Below are 10604 nucleotides of genomic sequence, written 5' to 3' on the forward strand. Positions count from 1 at the left end.
GCCGAAGCGGATCGGTTGCAGGCGTGTAGACGGCCTTGGGCTGAGCATCGCGTGCTCGGGCCATCATGAAATCCGCAGAATGATGGTCGTCTCTGCCTGCGCATGCCGCATACTGCATAAGGCAATGCGCGTGTCAGTGGATCGCCGGCCGGCGGGTCGTCCCGGCCCGCAGCATCCGCACGCACGGCATCCTTCAGCCGTGCACCCCATCGATCTCCACCGCCAGTTCGTCGCGGCAGATCACCGCGTGCAGCAACAGGCGCGGGACCGCGTCGCCGAAGCGTGCGTCCAGGGCCTGGGCCACCTTGGGTAGATCGTCGCGTTCGCGCACGTAGACCTTCAGGCGGGTGCCGGCGCCAAACTGCGCCGGTAGGCCGGGTGCGTGCTGGCGCGCGGCGCCGAGCAGGGCGTCGAAATTGGCGAAGGTTTCTTCCAGCTGCGCGAGCAGCTGCCCGGTGTGCATGGAGGCGTGGCCAACCACTGCAGCGGTGCCGGAGAGCAGCAGCGGCATGTCGCCGCCGGCCGGTGGCAGCATCGCGCGGGCAAAACTTGGCGGCTGCGGGCCGTACTGGCGCGGGTAGTTGTAGGCGCTGACCTGGCGTGGATTTTCCAGCGGCGTGCCGGCGTCGGCTGCGGCCAGCCAGTAGATCTGGATGATGCGCTCGGCATCGCAGCGGCCCACGGCAGTGGCGGCAGGCAACTGGGCAACATCGAAGGCGCCCAGGCCGCGCGCACGGCCCACGCAGAACTGCCGATAGCGTTCGCGGTCGCCGCTGCCCAGCGTGATCGCATCCAGGTAATTCCAGATGCGCAACAGGCGCGGCGTCTGGCTGCCGGAGACGAACGCGGTGATCTCCGCATACGCCTTGGCGGCGGCTTCTTCGATCTCGACATCCTGCTCGTCGATCTCGATCACGCCGAACTGCAGGCGGCCGTCGCTGGACCAGGCAATGTTGCCGTCGCGGCCGCTGCGCACCGGCGCATCGGTGCGCCAGACTTCCAGCACATCGGCCGCGTACGGCTGCAGTGGCACGCGCAAATAGCGTGGGTCGTCCAGGCGCGGCGCGGCATCGCCGAAACCGAACACCGCCAGCACCTGCGCATCCTGCAGCAGCGTGGAGGGATCGGTCTGCGCGACATAGTCGACCTGCAGGCGCGGATGCCGCACGGTCTGGTTGTGCTGGAGCGTTGGCGCGGTCATGGAGCGTCTCTGTGCAAGGTGTCACCGTCGAAGCCGAGCCGGGCCTGGCGCCGGCGATGCCGCCAGGCATGCCAGGCGCGCGGCAGCATCGACAGCGCGGTGACGGAATAGATGGCGCGGAACACGCGCAAGCGGCGGCGCACCTTGGGGCTGTCGAACACATCGCCGGCAAGCATCGCCACCACCGCCTGTTCCACCTGCCACACGTTCTGCGGCTGCGCGAACAGTGCGCGCATGGTGGGCGAGGTGAAGCGGTAGATGAACCACTTGAACTCGCTCAGGCCGCGCGCCAGCTCGCGCGACAGCGCGCGCTGCAGGCTGGCTTCGCGCTGCGGCGCGCGCAGCACCGCATCCACCATGGCCGCGCCGCGTTCGGCGCTGTGCATGGCCAGGAACACGCCGGAGGAAAACATCGGGTCGACAAATGTGTAGGCATCGCCGAGCAGCAGCCAGCGCGGGCCACTCATGCGCGTGCATTCGTAGGCGTAGTTGCCGGTGGCGTGCACCGGCGCCACGCGCTCGGCATCGGCCATGCGCGCGGCCACTTCCGGATTCAACGCCAGCGTGCGCAGCAAAAAGCCTTCGCTGTCGCCCTTGCGGGTCTTCATGTAGTCGGGGTAGCAGACCGCGCCCACGCTCATCACATCGTCTGGGAGCGGAATCAGCCACATCCAGCCATGCGCATGGCGGTAGATGCTGATGTTGCCGGCGTCCTCGCCCGGGCGCCGGGTCACCCCACGGAAATGGCTGAACACCGCCGCCGACTGGTGCTTCGCATTGGCACGCTTGAGCTTGAGGCGATTGCCCATAAAGGTGTCGCGGCCGCTGGCGTCGAGCAGATAACGCGGGCGGAACTGCTGCACGCCGTCCACGCCGCGTGCCTGCAGTACCGGCTGCTCGCCATCGAACGCCACGCTCTCCACCTTGACCTGTTCGCGCGCATCCACGCCAACCTCCCGCGCCCGCGCGAACAGCACCTGGTCGAACTGCGCACGCGGCACCTGGAAGGCGTAGTCGGCCTTGGCATCGAGCGCATGCGAAAAGCGGAAGGTATTGTAGCCGCCGGCATCATTGGGAAAGTCGGCGCCACGCTTGAGCACGCCAATGGCGCGCACCTGCTCCAGCACGCCCAGGCGTTCGAGGATCGGGATGTTCATCGGCAGCAGCGACTCGCCGATGTGGAAGCGCGGGTGCTGCTCTTTTTCCAGCAGGGTCACGGCCCAGCCCTGCTGCGCGAGCACGATGGCGGCGGCGCAACCGGCGGGGCCACCGCCGATGATCAATACATCCGGACACTCCGGCCCGGGAGCCTGCCCGGCTGCCGGCATGGCGGACGGGGTGGGGCGAACAACAGTGGAAGTCATCCTGGAACGAACCTGCAGCGGGCGAGCGTCATTGAGTCATGATAGCCTGCCCGGCGGCCCGGGACAGTTATGCCCTGGCGCCGATCACCGCAATCGTTACCCGCACCCCTCAGCCTGGAAGCTCTCTGGATGTCCTCGCAAACCGCTGCCGAACGTGAACTGGCCGAACTCCTGGTCGAAAGCCTGAACCTGGAAGACGTCCAGCCCGCCGACATCGATCCGGAAGCGCCACTGTTCAATACCGGCCTGGGGCTGGATTCGATCGACGCGCTGGAACTGGCGCTGGCGATCAGCAAGCGCTACGGCTTCCAGCTGCGTTCGGACAACGACGAGAACCGTCGCATCTTCGCGTCGCTGCGCGCATTGTCGGCGCATGTCGAAGCCAACAAGACCACCTGAAGACCCGGCCACGCCGCCTGCCGAAGCGGCGCCGTGGGTGTTGGGGCTGGGCGTGCTGCTGGCCGTGGCTTATTCGCCGCTGGCGCACTGGGCCAACGCCACGCATCGCTCGGACTTAGCCGTCATCGCCGGCGGCTTGCTGCTGGCCATGGTGTTGATCGAGCCGCTGGCCAGCCGCCGTTTGTGGGCGTGGGCGCTGGCGGCGCTGATTCTGGTGGGGCTGGGCGCGCTGTGGCACTCGCCCTATGCCATGCTGCTGCTGGCCGCGCCGCCGGTGGTGTTCACGGGCTGGATTGCCTGGTTCTTCGGCCGCAGCCTGCGCCGCGGGCGCACGCCGCTGATCACCCGCATCGTCGAAGGGCTGTACCGCCAGGCGGGCATGCCGATCACTCCTGCGCAATACACCTACACGCGCCGGCTCACGCTGGGCTGGGCGGTGCTGTTGTCGCTGCTGACCCTGGTCAATCTGGTGCTGGGGCTGTGCGCCGAGCCCAGTGGCGTGCTGGCGCAGCTGGGCTACGCCTCACCGCTGCCGATCAGCGACGCGCGCGCCTCGTTGTTCGCCAATCTGCTGGCCTATGGCGTGGTCGGCGGGTTCTTCGTTGGCGAATATCTGTTGCGCGGCCGCTGGTTTCCGCAGCGCCCCTATCGTAATCTGCCCGACTTCTTGCGCCAGATGGCGCAGCTCGGGCCGGAATTCTGGCGCGATTTGCTACGCTGACGGTGTAGCCAGGGGCACCGACGTACGTGCACATTTTCGGGGACAAGACAAAAATGCCGTTGGCAAGGATGCCGTCGCGCTTGGCGTGGGCTGTGTTCAACCTGCTGCAATTCGCATTCACGCTGGCGTTTACCGCCGGCGGGATCGTGTATGCGCTGGTGCTGCTGGCGATCACGCGCGATGCGGACCGGCTGCTGCGCATGGGCGCCTGGATGTGGGCGCCGGTGCTGTTTCGCGGCGCCGGTGCCAAGGTGATCGTGGAAGGCCGCGAGCGCGTGGACTGGTCCAAGAACTATCTGTTCGTCAGCAACCACCAGTCGATCATCGACATCTGCGCGTTGTTCTACGCCTTGCCGGTGCCGCTGCGCTTCCTGCTCAAGGAAGAAATGCTCAAGGTGCCGTTCGTGAACTGGTATGCGCGCGCCACCGGCATGCTGTTCCTGGACCGCGACAGCCGCCGCGCCGGTGCGATGGTGCGCCGGCAGGCAGCCGCCTTGCTGCGCAATGGCCAACAGTTGTGTCTGTTTCCCGAAGGCACGCGCAGCCGCACAGGCGCACTATTGCCATTCAAGGCCGGGCTACTGCAGGCCGCTATCGATGCTGGTGTGCAGGTGGTGCCGGTGGCCGTGGATGGATGCGGCAAGGTGTTGCCGGTGGACGGGCTGTTCCGGGTCAGGCCCGGCGTGATCCGCGTGCGCATCGGCGCGCCCATCCCGGTGACCGGGCCGGACGCGCCGGACCGCCAACAATTGACCGAGCAGGCACACCGTATGGTGGCTGCAATGCTTCAACCCAGGATCTGAGTTCCACGCTTATGGATTTCGTCGTGCCGCATGATCATCCCTCCCTGCCTGGGCATTTTCCCGGCCGCCCGGTGGTGCCTGGCGTGGTGGTGCTCGACCACGTGCTGCAGGCCGTGGAAGCGGTGCACGGTGCGCGTGCGCCCGCACGCTTGCCGCAGGTGAAGTTCGTGCAACCGTTGTTGCCTGGCCAGACGGCCTCGGTGACGCTGGAAGGCGATGGCCCGCGCTGGCGCTTCCGCGTGCAGCGCGACGGCCAGTTGCTGGTCAGTGGCGAGCTGGTGGCGGAGGCGGCGGCATGAGCAATCACTGGAAACAACGCCCCGAGGGCGGCGGCCGGTTCGCGCTGTGGCTGATCCGTGGCATTGCCCGGCACGCCGGGCGTTCGGTCGGGCGCGCGCTGCTGTACCCGATCACGCTGTACTTCCTGCTGGTGCGCGGGCCTGAGCGAACCGCCTCGCGCGCCTACCTGGCACGTGTGCTGGGCCGGCCGGCCACGGTGCGCGATGTGGCGCGCCATATTCATACCTTTGCCTCCACCATCCTGGACCGCGTGTACATGCTGTGCGGCCAGATGCAGCGCTTCCAGGTCGATATCACCGGGCTGGATCAACTGCACACGCAGATGGACCGCGGCCGTGGCGTGCTGATCTTCGGCTCGCACCTGGGCAGTTTCGATGCGTTGCGTGTGCTGGCCACCGAACGCCCGGACGTGCAGGTCAAGGTGGTGCTGGACAAGGCACATAACCGCGCCATGACCGATCTGCTGGGCGCGCTCAATCCGCAGCTGGCCGCCAACATCATCGATGCCGGGATGGACGCGACCTCGATCGTCATGGCGATCAAGGAAGCCACCGACGCCGGCGCGCTGGTGGCGCTGCTGATCGATCGCCCGCGCGAGGGCGACCCGGCGTTGCCGGCGATGTTCCTGGGCCGTAATGCGATGTTCCCGACCTCGCCGTGGCTGATTGCCGCTGCGCTCAAGGTGCCGGTGGTGCTGGCCTTCGGCCTGTACCGCGGCGGCAACCATTACGAGCTGGCGTTCGAGACCTTCAGCGAAGGGTTGGACGTGCCGCGTCGGCAGCGTGCGCCGGTGCTGGCCGTGCTCATGCGCGATTACGCCGCCAGGCTGGAACATTACACACGCTACGCGCCGTACAACTGGTTCAACTTCTACGATTTCTGGAACACCCATCATGCCGATGCGCCGCACCCTGCCGTGGATGCTGATACTGCTGTTCAGCGCCGCACCGCTATGCGCCGCACCGCCTGAGGCCCTGGATGTGGGACAGGTGCTGCAACGCCTGGCACGCCCGGCCCCGGTCAGCACCGAGTTCGTGGAGTTGCGCGGCTCGGCACTGCTGAAGACGCCGCTGCGCGTGCAGGGCCATTACCGCCGCCCGGATGCGCAAACCCTGGTGCGTGAGGTTAGCGCGCCGTATCGCGAGACGACCACCTTGCGCGGCGACGAAGGCGTGCTGGAACGCGAAGGCAAAGCGCCGCGTCGTTTTTCCTTGAGCCGCGTCCCCGAACTGGCCGGCTTGAAGTCCGGCTTCGGCGCACTACTCGCTGGCGACCGCGCCTTGCTGGAACAGCAGTACCGCGTCAGCGGGCAGGGCCGGCCGCAGGCCTGGCAGTTGCAGTTGCAGCCCAAGGATGCGGCCGTGGCCAAGCAGGTGCGCGAGTTGCGCCTGTACGGGCATGGCGATGAGCTGCGCTGCATCGAAAGTGTGCCGGTCAAGGGCGATGTGCAACGCACCTTGCTGGCCGGTGCGGCACGCGATGCGGCGGCCGTGACCGACGCGGCGGCGCTCACCACCTTGTGCCACGGCCCGGCGGCGTGATCGCGCCCATCGGCAGCGCACAGCGCCAGCACCTCTTGATGTCGCACCCGGCCGGTGCACGTGGTGCCATGACATTGGAGCTGGCACATGGCGTCTGAATTGAACGCCAACCGGCGCATCGGCTTGGCGTTGCTGTGGTTGGCGCTGCTGGCGGTGGTCGGTTTCTGGTTAAGCGAAATGCTCAAGGTGTCGGGCGATTTAAGGAAGTTCATGCCCGCCCTCAGCAAACTGAAAGCACTGTTGCTGCCCGATGCCGCGCGTGCGGCCGGTGCACGTTCGGCCACGCAGCGGGAGCCGGCACATGGCGTTTGAGTTGAATGCCAACCGGCGCATCGGCTTGGCGTTGCTGTGGTTGGCGCTGCTGGCGGTGGCCGGTTTCTGGTTGAGCGAGACGCTCAAGGTGTCGGGCGATTTAAGGAAGTTCATGCCCGCTCCGCGCACGCCGGCGCAGAAGCTGTTGATCGAAGAACTCGGCGAAGGCCCTGGCTCGCGGCTGTTGCTGATGTCGCTGTCCAACAGCGACCCGGCGACCTTGGCAGCGCAGTCGCGCGCGCTGTATCGCACACTGGCCGCGCAGCCGGACCTGTTCGAGCTGGTCGGCAATGGCGGTAGCGCTGGCCTGGAGGCGATTCCGCAGCGCCTGCTGCCGTACCGCTACCTGCTCAGCGACAGCTTCGATGCCGCACCCCTGGATGCCGCTGCGCTGGAGACGGCGCTGCAGGCGCGCGTGCAGGATCTGGGTTCGCCCGCCGGCGCGATGATGGAACCGCTGCTGCCGCGTGACCCTACGCTGGAAGTGCTGCATCTGGCCGAAACCTTGCAGCCAGCCGCCGCCCCGCAGACACGCGATGAGGTGTGGTTCGACCGTGCCGGCACCTCGGCGCTGCTGGTGGTACAGACGCGTGCCGCCGGCTTCGACCCGACCGGCCAGCAACTGGCCTACGACGCGGTGCAGGCGGCCTTTGTCAAGGTCAGCGCCGGCACTGCCACGCGGATGACGCTGACTGGCCCGGGGGCGTTCGCGGTGGAAATTACCGCGCGCACGCAGGGCGAGGCGCAGTGGATCGGCACGCTGGACACCGTGGGTCTGGTGCTGTTGCTGCTGGTGGCCTACCGCAGCTGGAAGATTCCGGTGCTCGGTGTGCTGCCGCTGGCCAGCGCCGGGCTGGCCGGCCTGGGCGCAGTGGCGCTGCTGTTCGACGGCGTGCACGGCATCACCGTGGCCTTTGGCTTCACCTTGATCGGCGTAGTGCAGGACTACCCGATCCACCTGTTCAGTCATCAACGCCCGGGCCTGGATCCACGCGCCAACGCGCGGCATCTGTGGCCCACGCTGGCCACCGGCGTGGTGTCCACCTGCATTGCCTATGTGACCTTCCTGTTTTCCGGTGTGGACGGCCTGCGCCAGTTGGCGGTGTTCACCATCGCCGGCTTGGCCACTGCGGCGGTCACCACGCGCTGGCTGCTGCCGTGGTTGATCGATCCGGCGCCGCGCGACTATGCCGATTCGCGCCTGCTGGCCGCGCTGTGGCGCGCGATTGCGCGGCTGCCACGCCCGCGCATCAGCCTGGCGGTGATTGCGGTGGTGGGCATCGCGGTGATTGCCTTTGCGCCTGGGCAGTTCTGGCAGAACGACTTGTCCAAACTCACTCCGGTGCCGCCCAAGGCGCTGGCGCAGGACACCCATTTGCGCCAGGAACTGGGCGCACCGGATGTGCGGTATGTGCTGGCGCTGTCCGCGCCATCGGACGAAGCCGCGCTGCAGGCCAGCGAGCGTTTGCGCCCGCGTCTGGATGCGTTGGTGCGTGAGGGTGCCTTGGTCGGTTACGACATGGCCGCGCGGTACTTGCCCAGCGCCAAGACCCAGCAGGCACGCCAGGCCGCGTTGCCCGATGCAGCCCAGGCCAGCGCGCTGCTGCAACAAGCGGTGGCAGCCACGCCGTTTCGCAGCGATGTGTTTGCGCCGTTCCTGCAGGATCTGCAGACCGCCAAGCAGGCCGCGCCGCTGACGCCGAAGGATCTGGCTGGCTCGCCGCTGGCGACGTCGGTCGGCGGGCTGTTGCTGGGGCGTAGCGACCGCAGCACTGCGCTGGTATCGCTCACCGGCCTGCGCGATCCGGCCGTCATCGCCAGCGCCGTGCAAGGCAGCGGCGCGCAGTTGCTCGATCTAAAGGAGGCGTCCGAATCGCTGGTCGCCGCCTACCGTGGGCGCGTGCTCGGCGCGCTGCTGCTGGCCGCGTTGTTGCTGGCGGCAACGGTGGCGATTGCGCTGCGCAGCCCGCGTCGAATCGTGCGCGTATTGCTGCCGATGGCACTGACCACCGTGCTGATTCTGGCGATCCTGCGCGGCATGGGCGTGGAGCTCAACCTGTTCCACCTGATCGCGTTGATCCTTGCCGCGGGGTTGGGCCTGGATTACGCGCTGTTCTTCGACCATGCCGGCGATGATCACGCCGATCAATTGCGCACCTTGCACGCGCTGATCGTCTGCAGCCTGATGACGCTGCTGGTGTTTGCGTTGCTGGCGGCCTCCAGCATCCCGGTGCTGCGCGCCATTGGCAGCACGGTCGCACTGGGCGTGCTGTTCAATTTCATCCTGGCGTTGCTGGTGTCGCGTGAGCCGGCGCTGGAACGCTCCGCAGGCGAGGTGACCGATGCTCGGACGTGAGGCGATTGCGGCGCTGATTCCGCACCAGGGTGCCATGTGCCTGTGGGAAGCGGTGCTGGACTGGGACGCGCAGCGCATCGTGGTGCAGAGCCGCGCGCATCACAGCGCCGAGCACCCGTTGCGTGCCGATGGACGCCTGCGCGCGCTGCATCTGTGCGAATACGGCGCGCAGGCGATGGCGGTGCACGGTGGGTTGCTGGGCCAGGCATCGGGCAAACCGGTGCGCCCCGGCATGCTGGTGGCGCTGCGCGGTGTGGATTTGCACGTGGCCTATCTCGATGACCTGCCCGATGCGATCAGCTGCGAAGCGCAGGTGTTGCTGCAGGGCGAGGACAGCCAGCAATACAGCTTCCGGCTCACCCACGGCGAGCAGCTGCTGGCCGAAGGGCGCGCCACGGTGATGTTGGGCGCCGCGCAGGCCTAATCGATCGCTGCTTAGAGCAGCTAACAAAACGTAGCGAGCAGTCGTCAGGTGGGTGCGGACGGCGCGGAGGAACCGGAGTGTACGTGGGTACATGCCGATTCCGAGCACCGGCCGCGCCCGCCTGACGGCTGCGCAGTAGTTTTTGATAGCTGCTCTTATTCGCGTAGGAGCGCGCTCGCGCGATAGGCATTCACGGGAACGCGTCATCGCGCGCAAGCGCGCTCCTACGTAGGGCGGCGGTTCCGGCGACGCGCGTGAATCGCTAGGATGGTGCGCTTGCTGCTGCCAATTGCGGCCCTGATGAGGTTTCCATGAGCACATCTGTTCCACAGCGCCGTGCGCTGGTCACCGGCGGTAGCGGCGATCTTGGCGGTGCGATCTGCCGTCAGCTAGCGGCGCAGGGCCGGCACGTCATTGTGCATGCCAATCGCAATCTCGCCCGGGCCGAGGAAGTGGTGGCGTCGATCGTGGCCGCGGGCGGCAGTGCCGAAGCGGTCGCCTTCGATGTGGCCGATGCGCAGGCCAGCGCGGACGCATTGGCGGCGTTGCTGGAGGTCGGGCCGATCCACATCGTGGTCAACAATGCCGGCATCCACGACGATGCGCCGATGGCCGGCATGAACGCGCAACAGTGGCATCGGGTCATCGATGTGTCGCTGCACGGCTTCTTCAATGTCACCCAACCGCTGCTGCTGCCGATGGCGCGCGCGCGCTGGGGCCGCATCGTCAGCGTGTCGTCGGTGGCGGCGGTGCTGGGCAATCGCGGCCAGACCAATTACGCCGCCGCCAAGGCCGCGCTGCACGGCGCCAGTAAATCGCTCTCGCGCGAGATGGCCAGCCGCGGCATCGCCGTCAACGTGGTCGCACCGGGCGTGATCGAAAGCGAGATGGTCGGCGACAGCTTCGCGCCGGAGATGATCAAGCAGATGGTGCCGGCTGGCCGCGTTGGCACACCCGACGAAGTTGCCGCGCTGGTGGCGTTCCTGTGCTCGGATGTGGCTGGTTACATCAACGGCCAGGTGATTGGCATCAACGGCGGTATGGGCTGAATTTAAGCCTCCGGGAACAAGCGAGCGGTCGCCCACGCCGGCGTGCATTCGCATGCGCTACGCAACGGGCTGCGACCATGCTGGCAAATCATGGCCTAGCGCTCGGCTGCGGCCGCACCGACAAAAAACGCGCC

12 protein-coding genes and 1 other RNA gene are annotated in these 10604 nt (G+C 67.3%); 10 read left to right on the forward strand and 3 right to left on the reverse strand.

The annotated features are described in order from the left end of the window. Positions 1-193: 193 nt before the first annotated feature. Together QRM89_RS00215 and QRM89_RS00220 are read right to left on the reverse strand one after the other, a co-directional pair. Positions 194-1201 carry a pteridine-dependent deoxygenase gene (locus tag QRM89_RS00215; RefSeq protein ID WP_285447017.1) on the reverse strand — a complete coding sequence of 336 codons (1008 nt, stop codon included), beginning with the start codon at positions 1199-1201 and terminating at the stop codon, positions 194-196. Beyond that, positions 1198-2529: an NAD(P)/FAD-dependent oxidoreductase gene (locus QRM89_RS00220; protein WP_014506150.1), complete on the reverse strand. Its 1332-nt coding sequence runs from the start codon at positions 2527-2529 to the stop codon at positions 1198-1200. Before QRM89_RS00220 ends, QRM89_RS00215 begins: the two co-directional genes overlap by 4 nt. A gap of 165 nt (positions 2530-2694) precedes the next feature. On the opposite strand from QRM89_RS00220, the gene xanC reads away from it, so the two are divergent. The 9 genes from xanC to QRM89_RS00265 all read left to right on the forward strand — a co-directional run bounded on the left by xanC (position 2695) and on the right by QRM89_RS00265 (position 9421). Then, positions 2695-2964, forward strand: coding sequence for a xanthomonadin biosynthesis acyl carrier protein XanC (gene xanC, locus QRM89_RS00225; protein WP_011039083.1), 270 nt, complete (start codon positions 2695-2697; stop codon positions 2962-2964). 37 nt (positions 2965-3001) lie between these two features. Beyond that, positions 3002-3685: a ketosynthase gene (locus QRM89_RS00230; RefSeq protein ID WP_016944514.1), complete on the forward strand. Its 684-nt coding sequence runs from the start codon at positions 3002-3004 to the stop codon at positions 3683-3685. A gap of 53 nt (positions 3686-3738) precedes the next feature. Further along, complete coding sequence (locus QRM89_RS00235) at positions 3739-4488, forward strand: lysophospholipid acyltransferase family protein (protein ID WP_011039081.1); 750 nt, start codon at positions 3739-3741, stop codon at positions 4486-4488. Positions 4489-4559: 71 nt separating this feature from the next. Next, complete coding sequence (locus QRM89_RS00240; RefSeq protein ID WP_014506154.1) at positions 4560-4787, forward strand: dehydratase; 228 nt, start codon at positions 4560-4562, stop codon at positions 4785-4787. Continuing rightward, on the forward strand, positions 4784-5758 hold the full coding sequence (locus QRM89_RS00245) for an acyltransferase (RefSeq protein WP_011039079.1): 975 nt from the start codon (positions 4784-4786) through the stop codon (positions 5756-5758). Before QRM89_RS00240 ends, QRM89_RS00245 begins: the two co-directional genes overlap by 4 nt. After that, on the forward strand, positions 5682-6329 hold the full coding sequence (locus QRM89_RS00250) for a LolA-related protein (protein WP_343237664.1): 648 nt from the start codon (positions 5682-5684) through the stop codon (positions 6327-6329). The genes QRM89_RS00245 and QRM89_RS00250 overlap by 77 nt, the downstream gene beginning before the upstream one ends. Positions 6330-6416: 87 nt before the next feature. Beyond that, complete coding sequence (locus QRM89_RS00255) at positions 6417-6641, forward strand: hypothetical protein (protein ID WP_285447019.1); 225 nt, start codon at positions 6417-6419, stop codon at positions 6639-6641. Then, a complete protein-coding gene (locus tag QRM89_RS00260) occupies positions 6631-8997 on the forward strand; it encodes an MMPL family transporter (protein ID WP_285447020.1) in 2367 nt (788 codons plus the stop codon). Before QRM89_RS00255 ends, QRM89_RS00260 begins: the two co-directional genes overlap by 11 nt. Further along, positions 8984-9421: a phosphotransferase gene (locus tag QRM89_RS00265; protein WP_285447021.1), complete on the forward strand. Its 438-nt coding sequence runs from the start codon at positions 8984-8986 to the stop codon at positions 9419-9421. The genes QRM89_RS00260 and QRM89_RS00265 overlap by 14 nt, the downstream gene beginning before the upstream one ends. 18 nt (positions 9422-9439) lie before the next feature. Here QRM89_RS00265 and QRM89_RS00270 read toward each other — a convergent pair. Beyond that, positions 9440-9514: non-coding RNA, sX9 sRNA (locus tag QRM89_RS00270), on the reverse strand. Positions 9515-9732: 218 nt separating this feature from the next. On the opposite strand from QRM89_RS00270, the gene fabG reads away from it, so the two are divergent. Then, entirely contained in the window at positions 9733-10470 is a 738-nt protein-coding gene (gene fabG / locus QRM89_RS00275) for a 3-oxoacyl-ACP reductase FabG (RefSeq protein ID WP_115577871.1), read from the forward strand. The last annotated feature ends 134 nt before the right edge of the window (positions 10471-10604 follow it).

Source organism: Xanthomonas sp. LMC-A-07 (assembly GCF_030208825.1).
Classification (GTDB): Bacteria; Pseudomonadota; Gammaproteobacteria; order Xanthomonadales; family Xanthomonadaceae; genus Xanthomonas; species Xanthomonas campestris.

Bases quoted from the DNA above. Each gene is read 5' to 3' on its own strand.
- QRM89_RS00265 (WP_285447021.1), top strand. From the start codon at position 8,984: ATGCTCGGACGTGAGGCGATTGCGGCGCTGATTCCGCACCAGGGTGCC.
- QRM89_RS00260 (WP_285447020.1), top strand. From the start codon at position 6,631: ATGGCGTTTGAGTTGAATGCCAACCGGCGCATCGGCTTGGCGTTGCTG.
- QRM89_RS00250 (WP_343237664.1), top strand. From the start codon at position 5,682: ATGCCGATGCGCCGCACCCTGCCGTGGATGCTGATACTGCTGTTCAGC.
- QRM89_RS00220 (WP_014506150.1), bottom strand. From the start codon at position 2,529: ATGCCGGCAGCCGGGCAGGCTCCCGGGCCGGAGTGTCCGGATGTATTG.
- QRM89_RS00235 (WP_011039081.1), top strand. From the start codon at position 3,739: ATGCCGTTGGCAAGGATGCCGTCGCGCTTGGCGTGGGCTGTGTTCAAC.
- xanC (WP_011039083.1), top strand. From the start codon at position 2,695: ATGTCCTCGCAAACCGCTGCCGAACGTGAACTGGCCGAACTCCTGGTC.
- QRM89_RS00245 (WP_011039079.1), top strand. From the start codon at position 4,784: ATGAGCAATCACTGGAAACAACGCCCCGAGGGCGGCGGCCGGTTCGCG.
- QRM89_RS00255 (WP_285447019.1), top strand. From the start codon at position 6,417: ATGGCGTCTGAATTGAACGCCAACCGGCGCATCGGCTTGGCGTTGCTG.
- fabG (WP_115577871.1), top strand. From the start codon at position 9,733: ATGAGCACATCTGTTCCACAGCGCCGTGCGCTGGTCACCGGCGGTAGC.
- QRM89_RS00215 (WP_285447017.1), bottom strand. From the start codon at position 1,201: ATGACCGCGCCAACGCTCCAGCACAACCAGACCGTGCGGCATCCGCGC.